The following is a 17,889-nucleotide window of genomic DNA, read 5'->3' on the forward strand; positions in this document are numbered from 1 at the left end:
CCTAGCAACGGGCCGCTCACCCGCGGAAGCTTCCGGCGTCGATGCCGTGATTTTTTAAGAGGCGATAGAGCGTTCCCCGCGGTAGCTGCGCTTCGAGCGCCGCGGACGTGACTTCGCCGCCGTGGCGGCGCAAGAGCTCGGTCAGGTACTGCCGCTCGAATTTGGCCATGTGTTCGTCGCGCACGCGGAAATAGCCGGCCGGTCCGTCGGCCGTTGACCGGTCTCCGCCGGCGGCCACGACCAGCGAGTCGGGCAGGTCCTCGAGCCCGATCATCGAGTCGGTCGAGAGCGCAAGCGCCCGGCGAATTACGTTCTGCAACTCGCGCACGTTTCCCGGCCAGGCGTAGTGCGACAGCACTTGATACGCCTCGGGGGTGATGCCCGAGACTGGCTTGTTCATTTCGCGGCTGTACTTCACGGCAAAATGCTCAGCCAACAGGCCCAGATCGTCTCCGCGGGCGGATAGCGGAGGCAAATCGATGCGGACGACGTTGATGCGGTAAAAAAGGTCCTTGCGGAAGCGTCCCTGAGCCACCATGGCATCGAGGTCGCGCGCCGTGGCGGCCACGACGCGTACGTCGACGTCCATTTCTTGTCGTCCGCCCACGCGGCGGATTTTGCGCTCTTGCAACGTGCGCAAGAGCTTGGCCTGCATCAACAGTGGCAGCTCACCGAGTTCGTCGAGGAAGAACGTGCCACCGTTGGCGAACTCCAAGAGGCCGATGGCCCTCTGGTCGGCGCCGGTGAACGCGCCTTTTTCGTGGCCAAAAAACTCCGATTCGAGCAAGTTTTCAGGAATCGCGCCGCAATCGACCGGCACGAACGGCCCTTCCGCGCGGCGGCTGCGGCGGTGAATGCTCCGTGCGACGAGCTCCTTGCCCGTGCCTGTGTCTCCTACGACCAGCACGTCGACGCCTGAGTCAGCCACCTGCTCGATGACTTCGTACACCTTGCGCATGGCCGGGCAGGTGCCGACGATATCGTCGAAGCTGTAGGGCTTTTCGATCTGCCGGCGCAGCAAGTTGCGTTCAGCATCCAGCCGGCGCTGCTCGAGCAGCCGCCCAAGCGATGCCGCCATGACTCCCTTTTCCAAGGGGAGTGGCAGAAACTCGGCGGCCCCCAGCCGCGCTGCCGAGTTCGCAGCGCCGTGTACGGCAGCGTCAGCAACGATAATCACCGGCAGCGAGGAATCGCGACGGCGCACGCGTTCGATCAGTGCCAGGGCCGCCGCTTCGGGTTGACGCAGGGCCACCACAAACGCGTCGAACCACCCATCGTTCAGACGCTGCTCGGCAGCGACCTCGTCCGCCACGAAGATCTGCTCGCAATCGTCGAGCCCAGCTAGCGCTTGCGCATAGCCTTCGCGCGCTGCGGAATCGGGATCGACGATCAATAGGCGGGCTTTCGACACCCCACGCTCCTCGAGAGGCAGGCAACCGCGCGGGTCCGCCTCACCCGCGCTTGCTAGCGACAATCGCTCAACGCTGTTTCAAAGTCTCGAGCGGGTGCCACTGGTGGCTCGCCCACCGGTGCAAAGTTCCGGGCCAAGCACTGGTCGACAAGCTACCAGTGGCACACCGGCGACGTGGCACGAGATTCTGAAACGGCGTCTAAAGCATCGGCCAGCCGCGGTGCGGCGTCAACGCCCTGGCGTCGGTGTTTTGCGTCTCGTTAGCCCCCGCTGCGAACAAAAACGACAAGATAGCAGGGGAAATAGGGGCTATGCGGGGGCGCGGCTTCGGGCAGATTCGAGGTCCCATACTCATGGGGCGCTGATTTTTGCCGTCAGGTGCAATTTCTTTCCCGCCCCCCACGTTGTTAACGTTGTAGTCATGGCCCACAGCACGCCGCACTCCGAGCGCCTCACCCACTGGGTGCACGAGCATGCCCGCTCGGTGCGCGGCTACCTGTTGGCGATGGTGCGCGACGGGCACGCGGCGGACGACCTGTTGCAAGAGGTTTTCTGCCGAGCCTGGCAGGCCCGCGACCGCTACGCCGAGCAAGGAGCGGCACGTGCCTATTTGTTGCGGATCGCCGACCGATTGGTCTGTGACCGTGGACGCACGGCGCAGCGCGAGCGCCCCATGACCGCCGAGCAGTGGGAACAATTCGAACCGGCCACAACCGACGGAGCCGCGTTGGCCACGGTATTGGGAGCCGAGAGCCGGCAGCAGTTGATCGAAGCGCTCGACACGCTATCGGACGCTCAGAAGCGCACGTTGCTGTTGCGCTATTATGGCGACCTGGAATTTCAAGAGATTGCGCGAATTATGGAGTGCCCAACCAACACGGTCCTGAGCCACGCCCGGCGAGGTCTGTTGGCGTTGCGCCGACTTTTGGTAGAAGAGTACGAATGAGCGAACCTGAAAACGATCCGCTGGAAGAAGCGCATCTGGCCGAGGCGTGGAATGCTTTTGCGCAACTGGCGCGAACGGCCGAGGCGCCGTTCGACGAAGCAGCTTTCGCGGCACGATTGACGACTCGACTTGCGCGACAGGCGGAGCGCGACCAGCGCCGCCGGCGGCTGTGGATCGGCACAAGCGCGCTCGCGACGGCGGCCTCGTTGCTCGTGATCGTGGCGCTGTATTCGTTCGTGTCGCGCCAACAGAACAACATGCCTCAGGCTTTACCCGATCAGGCGGCTCCGCGTGTCGCCGTGGCGCCAGCGCCAGATGCGCCGGCGGATCCAGTGGATGCCCGAGCCCCGGCTGTCGACGATACTCCGGCGCACGTCGTTTCGATTGCGCCGTGGGACGACGAACTGGCCGTCGAGACGGCGTCGCTGGCCGATGAATTGCAATCGGTCGAGCGGCAATGGGGCGAACGGCCTGACAGCATCGCACTTTTGCAATCGCAGATCGATCAATTCGAACAGGAAATGAAGAGTGGCGAACTCTAGGAGGTCTTTCGTATGAAAATGCGATCTTTCTTCGCGGTGGTGTTGTGTGCGGCGCTAGGGGCAAGCGGAGTCGCGCGGGCCGACGACACGGCAACCACAACCAAGGACGACGACAAACCAGTCACCACCGCTACCGACAAACCGGCCGCGGCAGCCGACGATGACGATGCCAAACCGGTAGAGGCGAAGCCAGCGGCCAAGCCCGCAGCGCCGGCGGCGCCTAAGCCCGCCGCGGCGCCGGTTGCCCCGCTAGGTGGCGGATTGCGCGCGAGGGGACCGCTACGTGCGAACCCGCAGCCCGGCGCACCGCGCCCAGCCGCCGACGCGCTACGTGCGGGGGTTCGGGCCGGCGTTCGCGCTGCGGTACAGGCGCCCAGCGAATTGCAACCTGGCGAACCGTTCACGGCTCCCGCCGATGGCGAAGCACCGGCAACGCGCCGACCGCCAGGTCCCGCAGGTGATCGTCCCTATGCTCCGCCGGGCGGATTCGGTCCCGGACCGGATGGCCCGCCGCCCCCGGATGGCCCGCAGCCGCCTCCGCCTCCGCGCGGCGCCGCGCCGCCTCCCCCACCGCACGGCCCACAGGCAGCTCCGCCGCCGCGTGTCGAGGGGGGACATTACGATCGGCTGCTGCGTGGGGGAGACCTCAATAACTACGACCGGCTCACGCGGCCCGTCCCGCAGCGCTATGGCACCAGCCCTGACGATCCCGAGATGCAGAAGCTCAACACGGAGGAAGCGCGTCTGGAAGCGCATGCGCGGGATACCGCGGTGCGCTACCGCACGACGACCGACGAAATCGAGCGCGATAAACTGCGCGGCGAACTGGAAGACTTCGTCCTGCAACAGTTCGAGGTTCGGCAGCAGCGGCGGCAACTCGAACTCGAGCGATTGGAACAGCAGCTCAAGCGGCTGCGCGAAGCGATTGACAAGCGCACCAGTTCGCGTGACACACTGATCAAACAGCGCATCGAGCAACTGGTCGGCGAGGAATCGGACCTGGGCTTCTGAGAAGGTTCCGGATCACCAAAGGCGCCACGCTCGTGCCATGCTTTTTCGCGTAAGCGAATAAGCATGTCCTTCGTCACACGTGCCGAGGCAGTAATTCTTCTGAGCACTACCCCGAAGCACAAACGAGGGTTTTGCGATGCACCATGCTTTTCGCCAGAAGGTGGTGGAGACAAGACCCTCGCTAGCGCTTCGGGCTGGTATGAATTGCGGTGAAATCCTTCTCAAGCATCGCTACGCTCGATACCGCATGCTTATCGACTGCGGCGAAAAGCATGGCACGCAAGATCACACTGCGCGGCCGGGAAACGGCGCGCTCGCTCTGATTACCGCGTCAGCGCCGGCTTGCGCGCGATGTTCGACGGCAAATTGATCGTTTCGTTTTCGCCCGTCGCGCTTTTGATCGCCTGCGGTACCGTGCCGGTCTGCGCGCTGTTGACGCCCAGCACGTTCCAGTCCTTCAGGTCGCTGCGGGCCAGCGCATAGCCGGAGTTGATCACAGCCTGGTGCGTTTTGACATCCATGGCCACGACGCAAATCTTGGCCGTGCCCATGGCCCGGGTGCGCGTGAACACCGAAAGCTTGGGAATGGAAATGGGCGACGGCATGGCGAGGGGAATTTCCGGCACGCCGACGAACCATTCGGTGTGATCGGTGCCCAGGCTGCCCGCGCCGACCTCGACCACAACTTCGGCGTCCTCGCGCTTCTCGACGAGCTTGCAATCCTGGTTCAAAAGACGCTGGTGCAACGAGACGATCACATAATTCTTGTCCACGCAGTCCAGGTACTGCGTATCGACGAAGACCTTGGCATGCGCGATCGGCGTCAGGTCGACTTTATCGAGCGCCTGGTCCGTCGCCGTCGAGAGCAACAACTGCTCGATGCCGGTGCGGGCCGTATCGGTCTGCTTCGTGGTGACGCAGCCGGCTAGCGTTATTAGCGCGACAGCAACGACGCAGAAGTAGCGACGCGTCTTCATGGCGCGGCCTCGGTAGGAATTCGAGGAAACAGGAGAACAATGGCGGGAGATGAGCAGGCGAGAAGCGGCGTGGGACGCGCGAAGCGCGTGCGGTCTTCTTCTGTATCGGCCGTAATCGCTGCAACGATTCAGCCGGATTTTCCGTGAGCGCGTGCGCGCGACGCTAGCAACGTCTTTCGCATAGGTTCGCGGTAGCTTCAGAGCACAATCCCGCCCAACACGAACATGGCCACCGAGAAATAAATCACCAGTCCCGTCACGTCGACCAGGGTCGCCACAAACGGGGCCGAGGAAGTCGCGGGATCAAAACCGAGCCGCTTGAGCAAAAACGGCAGCATCGAGCCCGACAGCGTGCCCCAGGTGACGACGCCGATCAGAGACAGGCACACGGTCAGCCCATAACGCGCCCAATGCGGCCCATACAGGTCCGAAACCCAACTCCACAGCGCGATGCGCGCAAAGCCGATCGTCCCCAGCAAAGAGCCGAGCATGACGCCCGAAGTCAGTTCGCGCCGGAACACGCGTCCCCAATCGCGTAAATGGACCTCGCCCAATGCGAGCGCGCGAACCAGCAGCGTAGCGGCTTGCGAACCGGAGTTGCCGCCGCTGGAAATGATCAGCGGCACGAACATCGCCAGGATCACCGCCTTGGCAATTTCCTCTTCGTAATAGGCCATGGCGGTGGCGGTCAGCAATTCGCCGAGAAACAACAGGACCAGCCATGACGCACGCTTGCGCACCATCACCAGTAGCGGCGTCGTTGCGTACGGTTCGTCGAGCGCTTCCAGGCCGCCCAGGCGTTGAATTTCGCGAGTGGCTTCCTTCTCGGCCACGTCCAGCACGTCGTCGATCGTCACGATCCCCATCAGGAATCCATGCGTATCCACGACCGGTAACGCGGTGCGATCGTACTTGCGAAATACATCGACCGCGTGGCGCTTGCTGTCGGTCACGACCAGGCTGACGAACCGTTCGTCGAGCAAGGACGATACGTGCTCGTGCAGCGGAGCCAGCAACACTTCACGAATCCGTATGTCGTCGATCAGCCGGTTTTGGTTGTCAGTGACATAGACAACATTGAGCGTCTCGCTGTCCTTGCCATGCACGCGCACATGGTCCAGCACGTGCTTCACGGTCCATTCCCGCTTCACGGCAATGTAGTCGGGCGTCATCAGCCGGCCGACCGTATCCTTGCCGTAGCTGAGCAAGGATTTCGTCACTTGCTGTTGTTCGGCCGAGAGCAGCGGCAGCAAACGGGTTGATGTCTCGTGCGGCAGTTCTTCGAACAGCGCCGTACGATCGTCCGGCGCCATGTCGTTGAGCACGGCCGCGGCCGCCGCGTCGTCGAGCGTGGCCAGTAATTGCTGCTGCGAGTCGCCGTCCAAGTATTCGAAAGCTTCGGCGGCCTGGTGGCTGCCCAGCACGCGAAAGACGCGTGAGCGCTCCTCCATGTCGAGCCGGCTCAAGACGGCCGCGACGTCGGCCGGTAGCCAGCCGTTGAGCACGTCCCGCAACGTTTCGAAATCCGCAGCTTCGATCAGTTCGCGAATTTCCGGGAAAGCGAGCTTGCCAAGCATGGCGCGGACCTTTCTCGAACGTGATTGACCATAGGGGCGCGCAGCAGAAACCGCGCGCTATTATGGGATTCTAATCACCCACGGCGCGAATGAGCTGACAAAGCTGCTCGCAGAGAAAAGTCCGGCCTAGCGGGCGACGTCGTCGCCGTCTCTCGCCTTAACTACCTTGACGTTCGTCGACAGGAAATAAGGCTGCGAGTCGGAGTCGAAGACCGCTTCGCCAAAGATGGCCGCGAAGCCGCTCTTGGGGGCGGGCAATTCGTAGCGGTACGCGTCGCCAACTTGCTCGGCCGGATGGCTGGTCCACTTCGACTGGCGGAAATCGCGCGTTTCGGCCGCGGCCGTCCACGCCGAGACTTTGCTGGGCCTGGTATCGGCCTTCACCGTGAGAATCACGTTCCCCTTATCGTTGTCCAGTTCCCAGCTGAGCTTGGCCAGCGGCTTACCGCCCGCCGCCTGGCGATGCAGCGCCGAGATGGTGCCGATAATGCGCGTGAAGTCGTTCAAGCCGTGGCCGTTATTGGGCACATACAGAATGTGCTTCTGCCCATTGAGTTCGCCCCAGTACAAGTTCAACGCTTCAAGAGGCCAGTAGGGATCGTTCGTCCCCAATAGGATCACCTTCGGCTGTTTGAGCAGGCTGCGATAGGAAAAGGGATCGACGATCTTTTCGAGCATCTGGCCCGCCTCGGTCGCGCCCTGCTGCTGGATACCGCGCTTGGTGTAATCCTGGATTTGTTCGGAGAACTCGCCGAAGCTCTCGATTTGCAGCTTCATCTGCGCGCTCATGTTCAGCGTGTCGATGACCATCGGCGCAAAGGCGTTCACGCGTGGATCGACCGATGCCGTCAGCCAGGTGGTCCAGCCGCGCTTCGAGGCGCCGGTGAGCGTGAAGTTCTTGATGTCGAGCGACCACTCCTTCTTGGCGAACTCCTGGACCGCGTCCATGCCGCGCACGGCGCTTTTCACCATCGGCAACAAGAGCGGCCACGTGGCGTCGCGCGTATTCAGGAATTGCTCGAAGGTGTAAGAGATCGCACCGTCCTCGGTCAGCCCGTCGAAGATCGGCTGATTCGGCACCTGTTTGAGCACGGCCACGGGCGACTTCACGCGCTCGGCCACTTGCGCAAGCAGCGTTACTTCTTGCGGCAGCTTGGCCGGCTTGTCGCCCGCGGGAGCTTGAGCCAGCTCGTCTTTCCAGGCGCCGCCGTCGATGAGCAGGATGCCTTGTGCCTCGCTCTTCACCTCGCTGGGCTTGATGACATACAACTGGTGCCGCCAGGTCGTATCCTTCCAATGCTGCGAGGTGAGGATCAGCTCGGCCCACGTCGCCTTGCCGAGCGTTCCGACCTGCCGCTTCTCCCAACGATAGCTGTCGTCAGCCTTTTTCACGTAGGTGTGCAGCGGACCGGCGTCGGGCGCGAAATTTGCCGTATTTTCGGCCGAAAAGCTGGGCCGGGCCGCCACCAGTAGGAGCGAAAAACAAATGGTAAGCTTTAAGCAGGTTTTCACGACCGTGGGTCCTTGAAATACTCAAAGAGGCTTCGCGCGCCGGGAAACCGTCTGACGCAAGAGCGAGGGCGCGCAGGAAGGATTTAAGCGAGGGAGCGAACCCGTTCATCTTAAATCGACACAGGGTAAAGGGGCAACCCGCCCCGCCGAGAGCCGAACCATGATTTCCTCGAAGAACTCCGCCACGCCCCCCTTTGTACGACATTTCGTCTCGCTGGGCTTGCTGATCCTGGCTGTTACTGCCCTGGGCTGCGGTCACGCGGCGCCCTCGAAGGCGAAGCCGACCGCCGACGAGATGAAGCAGATGCAAGCCATGGTCGAGACGCCGCCGGTGAATCCGCTCGCGCCATTATCCGAGCGAGCGGAGAACGCCTATCGTCCGTGGGGTATCAAAGAGACCGCGGTCGATGCGCTGGGGCGCATCGGTACACAAGCGGTCCCGACGTTGGTCAAGACGCTCGATGATCCGAACCCACGCGTCCGCGCCGAAGCGGCGCGAGCCTTGGCCCGCATCGGACCCGAGGCGACCGAGGCGGTGCCGGCTTTGATGGCGAGGCTGGACGATCCGGATGAAGACGTGCGCCAGGCCTCGGCCCGCGCGCTGGGTCAGGTCGGACCGGCCGCCGCGCCGGCGGTGCCCGCGCTCATCAGCCTGATCGATGCGGCGTCGAACAAGTCATCGATTGCGAACCCGCCAGCGCCGAATACGCATCGATAATCGGCGCGCGGCGTAGGGTGCTCTGTGAGCACCGTGCTCGAATCTGCGGCTATGCGGTGCATACAGTGCACCCTACCATCACCCGCACTTTCAGACGCCAATCCGCGTGGGCATGTCTGCTATTTGCCCTTTGCCGTGGGTAGAAAGTGGACGATGTAGCTCCTATCGTCCTCGAGCGCGATGCTCTTCGCCGCCATATCGACTTGATACTTTTTTCCATTGCCGATTCCCATTACCACCGTGAGACGCGTGATCGAGCCTCGCGACTTGGAAAAAATGACCGACACGTATGTACGACCCTCCTCCAACGGAAACGAGAAAAGGCCCTCGTCTTCATCTCTTAACGCAACGGCCAATCCACTATTTTCGTAGTCGATATGACGGTCGCGCAAGGCTTCCTTGACGTCAGCCATCTGCTGGCCGATCTCGATCCTCGCTCCTCGCTGAGTGTTCGACGCCTTATCGCATGCCGTGGCCGAACCGACAAGCGGGAAAGGCACGCAGCAAACGCTCGCGAGCAACAACAGCCGTTGCATGGTTGTTTGTCCTTTCGGATCGGTTCAACATGCACCCTCTGTAAGTCAGTAAATGCTCTGCGAGCGCCAAGCCCAGCGGCGGCTCATGGTGTGCACAGCGCACCCTACAGATTACCCATAATTCAAGCGCGGCGGGCTGGGACGTTGTACGGGCACGTCGAACAGTCGCGGCTCATCGCCGGCGAGCGATTCTTTGAGCCGCGCTTCGAGCTCGTCGGGATCGGTGATCCGCTGCGCTTTCACACCCAGGGCCTGCGCGAGGTTCACGAAATCGATTTCCGGCTCGGTCAGGTCCATGCCGATGAAATGCCCGGCCCGGGCGGCTGGCAAGCCGATCTGCTGCGCTCCGACTTTCAGAATCTGATATTGCGCGTTGTTGCAGATCACGAACGTCACGGGCAGCTTGTAGCGGGCCGCGGTCCACAGACCTTGAATGCCATACATCGACGCTCCTTCGCCCAAGAGCGCGAGCACCGGACGCTCGGGCCAGGCGAGTTGCACGCCCATGGCGCAACCCAGCCCCCACCCTAGCGCCCAGCCGCGATGGCCGAAGTACCCGGTCGTGTTCTTCAGCGCGCCAAAACGCTCCAAGTAAGTGCCGGTCGTGGTGACGGCTTCTTCGACGACGGCCACGTCGGGCGGAATGACGCGGGCCACGCTCGACATCAGCGTCAAAGGCGTGAGCGGTCGCTGGCTTCGTTGCGCCTTGGCCTCTTCGACGAGCGCCGCGCGAGCCCGGCTGTGCGTGTCGGCGATCGCCGCCGCGCGCTTTTTCGCGGCTTCGGTTTGCGCCGCGGTCATGCCGCCGCGCAAAATTTCATCCAGTTCGGTGAGGCCCACTTTCAGGTCGCCCATCAATCCCACCTCGACCGGATAGTTTTTGCCGATCTGCCACGGGTCCTGGTCGATGTGTACGATCTTTATGTGCTCGGGAATCGCGCGGGAGGGCTCGAAGTAGACGTACAGCCGCAGCAGGTCCATGCCGACGACGAGAATCACGTCGTGATCGGCCAGCCGGGCTCGCACTTCCGGCGACCAGATTGGCATGCCGGGGGCCGAAAGCGGATGATCGGCCGGAAAGCCCAGCCGGCCGTGCGTCGTGCCCGATTCGGACATCACCGGCGCGCCGATGCGCTCGGCGACGGCAACCAACTCGGCCACGGCGTCCGCCTCGGTCGTGCGGCTGCCGACCAGGATCGCCGGATTGCGCGCGGCGCCTAGTACCTGGGCCGCTTGCCTTAGAGCACCAAGGGGCGGCCGCACGCGCACGTCGAGCGGCTTGGCCTTCGTCAGGTCCAGCTCAGCGATCTCGCTCTGCAGGTCCATCGGCAGCGACAGGAACACCGGGCCCGTCGGTGGCGTGAGCGCGGCCTGCCCCGCGCGGCGAATCGCGGTCGGCAGGTCTTCGACGCGATGCACTTCGGCCGCCCATTTCATCCACGGCTCGACGACGCGCACCATGTCCGACCAGAGGATCGGCTCCTCGAACATCAATCGCCGGTCTTGCTGCCCGGCCGTCACCAGGAGCGGCGTTCCCGCGCGATAGGCGTTGTAAAGCATGCCCATCGCGTTCCCCAGCCCGCAACTGATGTGCAGGTTCACGACGCCGAGCGAGCGCGAGGCCTGCGCGTAACCATCGGCCATGGCCACGACCGGCACTTCTTGCAGGCCGAGGATGTACTTGATGCGCTGGTCCGCGACCATGGCATCCGACAAGGGGAGTTCGGTTGTGCCGGGGTTGCCGAAGAGGTACTTCACGCCCTGGTCGGCCAGCATATCGAGAAAGGCCTGAATGCCGCTTTTTCCCATGACCCGTACCGCCGCGCTGAGGAAGAAAAGGTGCGCCACAAGATGCCGGCTCAGTGTACGCGACGGGTCCATCAAAGCAAATCGCCGGGCCAGGAGCGTAGCACGCGTGTTGGTGCCACGTTCCCGCCCGGCGACGGGTCATGATCGGATTGCTTTTCTCGGCCGAACGCGTGTTCGCTTATCGCACGTAAGTGCGTTGCGAGGTGCGTTGGACGCGCGACGAGCCGTAGTCTTCGTCCTGCGGTTCGGCCAAGGTCGGCTGATTGCTGCGACGTGCCACGTTGGCCGTGCTCGACGAACTGCGGCCCGGCAAGGTGGCTGGCTTCACCAGTCGATCGGTCGTACCGAGGTATTCCACGGCGCCTTCGTATTCGCGTGGGCCCTGCGCCGGTCCGCGCTGTGCGTATTGCTGACCGCTGGCGCTGGTGCGAGGCCGCGCGACATACGAGCGCGTGCCGCGCGTCATCTTCGGCGCGTATTCCGCCGGAGGCGCCGAGCGACGCGCCATCTGCGACCGACCGGGTTGATTCGGCATCTGCTGGGCGCCATTGCGCACGACCTGGAAACCGTACGGATGAGCGCGCGAGTAAGTGTCGGGGCCAAGGCCATTGCCGCCCGGCGAAGGCGGGCCGACCCAGTTGCCACAGTTGTCGCAGGTCGAGCAATGCGGATCGCCGGTACACCAATCGCCCCAGTAGAATTCGCCGCAGCCGCCCGGACGTCCACATCCGCCGCAGCCGAAACCATTCCAACCGCCCCAGCCGCCGCAAGTGTCTCCGCAGCCGCCGCCGCAATCTCCACAACCGCCACCGCCCCAACCGCAACCGGGCCAGCAGCATGGCGACCAGCCGCTCCCTTGCCACCAACAACATCCCGGCGCGCCCAAGGACAGGCAGGCCAGGCTCAATGCCAACACAACGCGCTTCATGACACGAATCCCCCCTCAAGGATTTCGACGGATTTCTGTAGCCTGTGGGAGATATCGGCGGAATGATCGGTACAGTCGAGAAAATCGGTATTGCCGGCAAGCTGGCCCGGCAAGGTTTGCCAGGCTTACCCGAACCGTCATTCGCCGCGGCTCGCAGTGAGCGCGGCCGACGACTATATTGCGCGAAAAGAAAGTGAAACCCGGGCAGCCTCGCAAGCGCGATCGCTGCCAGCATCCGACGCTTCCTGCCAAGAATGCCGAGGCCCCCGATGTCCGCCGCCCTGCCGATCCGCTCCCTGAATCACGTTGGCCGACTGACCAAACATCTCGACAAAAGCATCGCTTTCTATCGCGACGTGCTCGGCTTTCAAGAAATCGTGCGGCCGAATTTCGATTTTCCCGGCGCGTGGCTCTTCAACTACGGTTTGCAGATTCACCTGATCGTGAACGAATCGATTCCCGATCCCGACGGGCCGATTCAAACGCGCGATGGGCACCTGGCTTTCGAAGTCGAGGATCTCGCCACGGTCGAGCAACGTCTGGAAGAGCTCGGCATTCCGTTTCGCAAGAACACCGTAGCGCAGACGGGCCGCATGCAGATCTTCTTCCGCGATCCCGACGGCCATCACATCGAGGTCGGCCAGTATGCGCCGTCGCAGTTCGCTTAAGCGACGAGCGCGCAGCGGTAAGACGATTCTAAAAAGCTTGACGCGCCGGCGCGGGTGCCACCGGTAGCTTGGCTACCAGTGCTGTTTTGCACTGTTGGACGAGCCACCAGTGGCACCATCATCGAAAACGATTTCGCAAGGACGAGCGCTCGCTTCACCAGTTCATGGTGATGGCCAGGCGATTCAGAAAGATGACGGCGCCGACGACGGCCGCGCCGATCGAGGCGACAAGCACGGCGCCGCTGCCGATATCGAGCGCGTCGCGCAAGTGAGGGTTGTGGCTCTCGTCCACGGCCTTCGCCATCCGCTCGAGCGCCGAGTTCATCATTTCGGCAACCAGCACCATGGCGATGCACAACAGGAGCAAGCACCATTCGACCTGCGTGGCCTGCAAGACGAGCGCCGCGGCGAGCACCAATGCCGCAACGAAGAAATGAACTGAAAAGCTGCTCTCACCGCGCACGCCCAGCTTGGCGCCGCGAAACGCGCAGCGAAACTTGCGGACCCAGGAATTGGCGGGCGGTTCTTTCTTGGTCATCGGTCGCACCTTACGGCTATTCAAGCCCGTTCGCTCCTGCGATCGGGATTTGCGCCCCGCCCACGCGGCCCAGCGTGGTGCGCGGCATGAACCGCGGCTCGATCATCACGCTCAAGCCGTAGTTCTTCTTGCTGGCGTCGACGTTGCCGCCGATGCTCATCAGGAACGATTCGCCCACACGCGTGAGCATGAATTGCTCGCCGATATTACCGTTGTGGGCCACGTCAATCGTGCCGCCCGCCGACGAAATCCATTTCTCGCTCATGCGATAACTATACGACGCGATCAGCACCTCGCTATCGACCGGGGTGAAGGCATTGGGCACGTTGGGGCCGTTGATCGAGCGGAAACCGAGATAAACGCTGGCCCGCGGCGGGCGATTGATGAACCCGCCGATGGTGGCAATATGCTGCCCGCCGCCGAAGAAATCGAAAATACCGTCTGACAACAGCGTCACGCGGTCGCCGACGTGCCACGTGAAATCGTACTGCGTCAGACCGGCCACCTGGCCGAAGTCGTCGCGGTTGGCTTGCGGGAACAGCGCCGTCGACAGGTTAAACGAGACGAGATCGATGATGTGCTGATTGCCGGGCAGCCCGCGCTTGGTCTGCCAGCGCTGCTTGAGTCCGAGTCGGATCACGCTGAGATCGCCGGCAATTTCCGGCGATTGCGACGTGACGGAGCTCGCCAGGCCGTACCGCAATGCATAGAAGCGCGGATCCCATTGCGGCGGTACGACGTTCGCATTGAACGTGTTCGTGGCAAAGCGCCGGTTGAAGGCCTCGATATTATCGTCGTCGATCGGGTCGTAGAGCGGTAGGTTCTGGAAATCCTGCGTGGCACCTGCCCAGTAGGCGTCGACGTCGACGATCGCCTTATGCGCCAGCCCGTTGACGTTGAACAGCGTGCTCTGGATCGTTGGATCCACGTTCCAGAACGGCATCGTTGCGCGCACGCCGAACTGACCGTACGCGCGGTTCATCGCACCGGCCGGCTCGCGGAAGTTCGGCACGCCTTGCAGTGTCTCGTCCCAGTGGGCCAACTGCCCCAGGGCATACGGCACCACGTTCACCGGACCGACATCGAAGGGGAAATCAAGCTCCTGCGTGGTGAAGTAGCGACCGCCATGCACATTGGCTTCCCACGGCAGCCAGTTGAACTTGGCCTCTTCCTGAGGATCAGTCGGCCGGGCCGCGATCAACATGTTCGCGTAACCCAAGCTGGAATGCTCGTACCAGGTGAGCCGATCGTCGAGCAAGTCCTGCCCGATCCAATAATGATCCAGCCGCGGAAGCCACTGCGTCTGCGTGAACCAGTCGTTGACGCGGGCGCTACCCATGATGTCCCACGTCGAGTTGCCGCGGTACTGTTTGAGCATCAGGTCGGTGTCATAATCCTTCGCCTGATCCCATTCGCGCTCGAAATACTGTTCGAGGAAGTTGCGGTCCGAGATCAGCCCGAATTCGCCAGTGAGTTGGAAATTGTTTTCCAGGTATTGGCGATGACGCGCCAGCACCTTGTAGCGGTTCGTCCGATCCGGCTCGGGCAGCAGGTTCATACGGTCGCTGCCCAAAGTATCGAGACCGTGATCGTGAATGCCCCAGGCATCGAGGAAGCCGTTGTACGGCCCTTGCAAACCAAACAGCTCCGAACCGCGCCAACGATACGCGGTGCCCAACGCCGGGCCGCGGGCCGTGAAGTAGTCGGTGCTGAACGTCCAGTCGGTGCCGGGCAGGCGCTTCAGGCCCAACACCTGGTAGGTGTCCCAATCGATCAGGAATTGCTGACCGAAGATGTGGTCGCTCTTGAAGCGCGCCTGCCGGATGTAGAAGTTCGATTGCTCGACGTCGTTCTTCATCAACGGCCAATAAAAGACCGGCACGTTCTCGATGAAGATGAAGTTGTTGCGGCTGGTCGCCACCCGATCGTGCTGCATCACCGCTTCGCCGGTCTGCGGATCGATCTGCGGTTGCTTGGTGACCGGATCGACGACGGGCACGGGGTTGTCTTCGAAGAAGATGCTCTTCGCTTGCAGCCGATAGCCCGGCAAGGCCAGCCGGCTGCTGGTGAAGTAGGCGTTGGTGGCCATGAAGCGATTGGGGCCGGTCTGCTGCAAGATGTCGGCCTTCAGCTTCATCTTGCCCGCGAACTTCGGCACCGGCGAAAGGATCTCGGCCGCCAGCACCGTGCCCACCTGGTTGCGCACGTCGTAGTACATGCGTTGGGCGTAGATTTCGCGCTCGCCCTGGCGGAAGACGATGTTGCCTTCCATGTAGATTTCCAGCGGCACGTTTTCCGGCTGGAGGGTCTCGCCCGTGGTCGAGGCGGCGCCGGTCGTCCACAGCACGATGTTGTCGGCCGAAATATCGAGCGCGCCGAAGTTCGGCAGGTTGTCGATGATCACGTTCACCCCCTGCCGCATCTGCACCACGGTCTCGTTCCGCTGCGGATCCGTCTCGATCCGCGCGTCGTAAGGCACACGGCTGCGCGGGAAGAACTGGATGCGTCGCAGCCCTGGCTCGGGCGAGCCCGGCAGCGGCGGCCCGGCCGGAGGAGCTCCCGGTCCGGCAGGAGCCTGCGCGACGAGAATGCCGCCAGCCGACGGTCCCGTCGAAGCACCGGGTACGGTCGTGCTGAATCCGCCCGGCATGTACTGGGCCTGCTTCACTTGCGAATCATCGGTGCCGTTGCGTCGCGCGAGCGCTCGGCGATAAATCGCTGGCTTGATCAGCGGCTCGCCACCCGGGTTCGTAACACCGATTGCCACGGGCCCGGTCGATTGAAATTCACCGAACCATGTCTTGTCGACGATGCCGTTCGTGGGCTTTCCGCCCACGGTTTGCGATGTCGCGCCCGATCCGACGACCACGTCGCCGCTGAAGTACGCGATGACCCGATTCGCGGGCTCGGGCGAGTCGTCGTCCTGGTCTCGTTTGATCCACAGCACGGCCTCGTTGCCCGAAGCGCGCAGTTCTCCCTGCGCGACCGAGCAATGTCCGTGCAGCACCCATACTTCGTGAACGCCTTGCTGCCAATGATCGGCCTGATCGGCATCGATGCGAATCGAGGCCGCCGGATCAGGAGGCGGCAGATCGACTTGCACGGTGCTTTGAGCGCGTGCCGCCACGACGAACAGCGCGAAGACCGTGACAAGCGTCGCGAGAATCCGCCCCAAGCGCGCAGCGGCAAAACACGCAACGATTCCACGTCGCGCGCAGCGTAAGCTCGGCGATGAAGTAACGGCGGAAATTGTCAGCAGAGTCGACCTCAAACGTGACGCCGAACGAACGCCGGCGCGCGTTCTCAGTTTCGCGCGTACGAAATGAAGGGCGCGAAACTGAACGAAACTTCTTACGAGACGTGAACTTCCGGAAAAGTAGAGGGGCGGATTATAGGGGTGGTTGTGCCGGCCGGTCAAAGGCAATTTCGCGCGTTACTAGCGCGCCACAAGCCTTTACAAAATGGCTAGTTGCGCCGAGCTAGCATGTCGCCGATCCTGCCCGTCAGCCAGGCGGCTCCGGCCGCCGCTGCCAAAGCGACTGCCGGCATGACCGGTGCGCGCATCCGCATGTCGGTCCAATACACGGCGTGTACCAGCGTGAAACTGCCCGCTAGCAACAGGCCGAAGAGCCATGCCCGAGTGAACATTTTACGGCCGAGCTGGTAGAGCCCCACGAGCGCCAAGAAAAATTCCGCCACGTAGAACGCGGCCACCATGTAACGCTCGCGCCCTTCGCGCGCACTTTGGCCCGGCAGCGCGAGAGGTAACACACCCCACAACCGCGATTCGCGATAAACGCAGGCCCGCAGGAACATAAACGGGTCGTCGTGGATCGCCTCCCAAGCGATCTGGTGCCCCTCGCGATTGTCTTCCAGTTCGGCGGCCGAGGTGTGGTGGTGCCGCAAATCCAGGGCGAGATGGTTAAACTCTGCGGCGTCCCACGGTTCATCAGGGGCGGACCGGAGGTGTTCATAGAACCATGAATTATTCGCCAGCGCCAACGTGTGACCGCCGTGGGTGGTGGTGATGATCGGCCGGCCGAATTGAATCCAATTGCGTATGGCCCAGGGAGCGACGGTGATGCTTGCCGCGAAAATTACCGCCGCGACGGTGCTCACGCGCCGCGCATCACGCGGCAGCAGCCACACGAGCGCGGGTGGAATGGTCGCGGCCCACACGGCAAACGTCGGCCGGCAAAGGACCGCCAGACCGAGGGAGGTGCCCGCGGCCAAGGCGCGCAGCAGGTTTGGTCGTTCCAGGAGCAAGGTCAGGGCCAAAAGCGCGAGCGCAGCCAGAAACGTGGCCAACGTCTCACTCATCACCAAGGTCGATTGCCGCAGCAGAATCGGGTCGCATGCCGCGAGCGCCCCGGCCGCGAAGCGCCATCGGCCAAGCCCCCAGCGCCCGCCGACGAGCGCGGTAAACCACACCGTGGCCAACCCCAAGCCAACGTGCAGGGCAACAAGCCCCGCCAGGTTGAAGGCATGGTACTCGTAAGTCAGTGTTGCCAACAAAAGTGGATAAAGAACGGGCCGATAGGCCGAGGGCTCGCCCCCGTCGGGCCCGAACGTGCCATGCTCGCGCAGGTTAATTGCGAACTCGCGGTAGTTATCGACGTCGGCGCGCAGGGCACGCGTGTTACGCGACGCGACCGGCGCACGGACCAGCACCGCGAACAGCACCAGTGCGATCAACAACCAGCGATCGATTCGTGC

The 17,889-nt window shown here is 62.9% G+C and carries 15 protein-coding genes; 5 read left to right on the plus strand and 10 right to left on the minus strand.

Features of this window, described 5'->3' with window-relative positions:
• Window positions 1-16: 16 nt before the first annotated feature.
• Window positions 17-1,411, minus strand: a complete 1,395-nt coding sequence (locus VHD36_07945; protein HVU87237.1) for a sigma-54 dependent transcriptional regulator — start codon at window positions 1,409-1,411, stop codon at window positions 17-19.
• Between the two features lie 421 nt (window positions 1,412-1,832).
• On the opposite strand from VHD36_07945, the gene VHD36_07950 reads away from it, so the two are divergent.
• Genes VHD36_07950 through VHD36_07960 form a run of 3 tightly spaced genes read left to right on the plus strand, consistent with a single transcriptional unit; the run spans window position 1,833 to window position 3,910 of the window.
• A complete protein-coding gene (locus VHD36_07950; protein ID HVU87238.1) occupies window positions 1,833-2,357 on the plus strand; it encodes an RNA polymerase sigma factor in 525 nt (174 codons plus the stop codon).
• Window positions 2,354-2,899, plus strand: coding sequence for a hypothetical protein (locus VHD36_07955; GenBank protein ID HVU87239.1), 546 nt, complete (start codon window positions 2,354-2,356; stop codon window positions 2,897-2,899). Before VHD36_07950 ends, VHD36_07955 begins: the two co-directional genes overlap by 4 nt.
• Before the next feature lie 12 nt (window positions 2,900-2,911).
• The gene (locus VHD36_07960) at window positions 2,912-3,910 is read left to right on the plus strand and encodes a hypothetical protein (protein HVU87240.1); all 999 of its coding nucleotides are present in this window, start codon (window positions 2,912-2,914) and stop codon (window positions 3,908-3,910) included.
• Window positions 3,911-4,233: 323 nt separating this feature from the next.
• Here VHD36_07960 and VHD36_07965 read toward each other — a convergent pair whose 3' ends face one another.
• The 3 genes from VHD36_07965 to VHD36_07975 form a co-directional block, all read right to left on the minus strand.
• On the minus strand, window positions 4,234-4,887 hold the full coding sequence (locus VHD36_07965; protein ID HVU87241.1) for a DUF6655 family protein: 654 nt from the start codon (window positions 4,885-4,887) through the stop codon (window positions 4,234-4,236).
• 197 nt (window positions 4,888-5,084) lie between these two features.
• Window positions 5,085-6,464, minus strand: coding sequence for a magnesium transporter (mgtE, locus tag VHD36_07970; protein ID HVU87242.1), 1,380 nt, complete (start codon window positions 6,462-6,464; stop codon window positions 5,085-5,087).
• A gap of 126 nt (window positions 6,465-6,590) precedes the next feature.
• Window positions 6,591-7,976, minus strand: coding sequence for a PhoPQ-activated protein PqaA family protein (locus VHD36_07975; protein ID HVU87243.1), 1,386 nt, complete (start codon window positions 7,974-7,976; stop codon window positions 6,591-6,593).
• Between the two features lie 160 nt (window positions 7,977-8,136).
• Here VHD36_07975 and VHD36_07980 point away from each other — a divergent pair, with 160 nt between their 5' ends.
• Window positions 8,137-8,694: a HEAT repeat domain-containing protein gene (locus VHD36_07980; protein HVU87244.1), complete on the plus strand. Its 558-nt coding sequence runs from the start codon at window positions 8,137-8,139 to the stop codon at window positions 8,692-8,694.
• 119 nt (window positions 8,695-8,813) lie between these two features.
• Here VHD36_07980 and VHD36_07985 read toward each other — a convergent pair whose 3' ends face one another.
• The 3 genes from VHD36_07985 to VHD36_07995 all read right to left on the minus strand — a co-directional run bounded on the left by VHD36_07985 (window position 8,814) and on the right by VHD36_07995 (window position 11,967).
• Complete coding sequence (locus tag VHD36_07985; GenBank protein HVU87245.1) at window positions 8,814-9,230, minus strand: hypothetical protein; 417 nt, start codon at window positions 9,228-9,230, stop codon at window positions 8,814-8,816.
• 111 nt (window positions 9,231-9,341) lie between these two features.
• The gene (locus VHD36_07990) at window positions 9,342-11,078 is read right to left on the minus strand and encodes a thiamine pyrophosphate-dependent enzyme (protein ID HVU87246.1); all 1,737 of its coding nucleotides are present in this window, start codon (window positions 11,076-11,078) and stop codon (window positions 9,342-9,344) included.
• A gap of 139 nt (window positions 11,079-11,217) precedes the next feature.
• On the minus strand, window positions 11,218-11,967 hold the full coding sequence (locus VHD36_07995; protein ID HVU87247.1) for a hypothetical protein: 750 nt from the start codon (window positions 11,965-11,967) through the stop codon (window positions 11,218-11,220).
• A gap of 269 nt (window positions 11,968-12,236) precedes the next feature.
• Here VHD36_07995 and VHD36_08000 point away from each other — a divergent pair, with 269 nt between their 5' ends.
• On the plus strand, window positions 12,237-12,635 hold the full coding sequence (locus VHD36_08000; protein ID HVU87248.1) for a VOC family protein: 399 nt from the start codon (window positions 12,237-12,239) through the stop codon (window positions 12,633-12,635).
• Window positions 12,636-12,789: 154 nt separating this feature from the next.
• On the opposite strand, the gene VHD36_08005 is transcribed toward VHD36_08000, so the two are convergent.
• From VHD36_08005 to VHD36_08015, 3 genes are all read right to left on the minus strand, one after another.
• Window positions 12,790-13,173, minus strand: coding sequence for a diacylglycerol kinase (locus tag VHD36_08005; GenBank protein HVU87249.1), 384 nt, complete (start codon window positions 13,171-13,173; stop codon window positions 12,790-12,792).
• Window positions 13,174-13,189: 16 nt separating this feature from the next.
• Window positions 13,190-16,348 (minus strand): organic solvent tolerance protein OstA, encoded by a 3,159-nt coding sequence (locus VHD36_08010; GenBank protein ID HVU87250.1) that lies wholly within the window; start codon window positions 16,346-16,348, stop codon window positions 13,190-13,192.
• Window positions 16,349-16,638: 290 nt separating this feature from the next.
• Window positions 16,639-17,889 (minus strand): hypothetical protein (locus VHD36_08015; protein ID HVU87251.1); only part of this gene is annotated, 1,251 nt, incomplete at its 5' end.

The organism is Pirellulales bacterium, from assembly GCA_035546535.1.
GTDB lineage: Bacteria > Planctomycetota > Planctomycetia > Pirellulales > JACPPG01 > JACPPG01.

What these genes read in the sequence shown, in the direction of transcription:
- VHD36_07950 (HVU87238.1), top strand. Translation starts at nt 1,833, where the DNA reads ATGGCCCACAGCACGCCGCACTCCGAGCGCCTCACCCACTGGGTGCAC.
- VHD36_07955 (HVU87239.1), top strand. Translation starts at nt 2,354, where the DNA reads ATGAGCGAACCTGAAAACGATCCGCTGGAAGAAGCGCATCTGGCCGAG.
- VHD36_07960 (HVU87240.1), top strand. Translation starts at nt 2,912, where the DNA reads ATGAAAATGCGATCTTTCTTCGCGGTGGTGTTGTGTGCGGCGCTAGGG.
- VHD36_07965 (HVU87241.1), bottom strand. Translation starts at nt 4,887, where the DNA reads ATGAAGACGCGTCGCTACTTCTGCGTCGTTGCTGTCGCGCTAATAACG.
- mgtE (HVU87242.1), bottom strand. Translation starts at nt 6,464, where the DNA reads ATGCTTGGCAAGCTCGCTTTCCCGGAAATTCGCGAACTGATCGAAGCT.
- VHD36_07980 (HVU87244.1), top strand. Translation starts at nt 8,137, where the DNA reads ATGATTTCCTCGAAGAACTCCGCCACGCCCCCCTTTGTACGACATTTC.
- VHD36_07985 (HVU87245.1), bottom strand. Translation starts at nt 9,230, where the DNA reads ATGCAACGGCTGTTGTTGCTCGCGAGCGTTTGCTGCGTGCCTTTCCCG.
- VHD36_07995 (HVU87247.1), bottom strand. Translation starts at nt 11,967, where the DNA reads ATGAAGCGCGTTGTGTTGGCATTGAGCCTGGCCTGCCTGTCCTTGGGC.
- VHD36_08000 (HVU87248.1), top strand. Translation starts at nt 12,237, where the DNA reads ATGTCCGCCGCCCTGCCGATCCGCTCCCTGAATCACGTTGGCCGACTG.
- VHD36_08005 (HVU87249.1), bottom strand. Translation starts at nt 13,173, where the DNA reads ATGACCAAGAAAGAACCGCCCGCCAATTCCTGGGTCCGCAAGTTTCGC.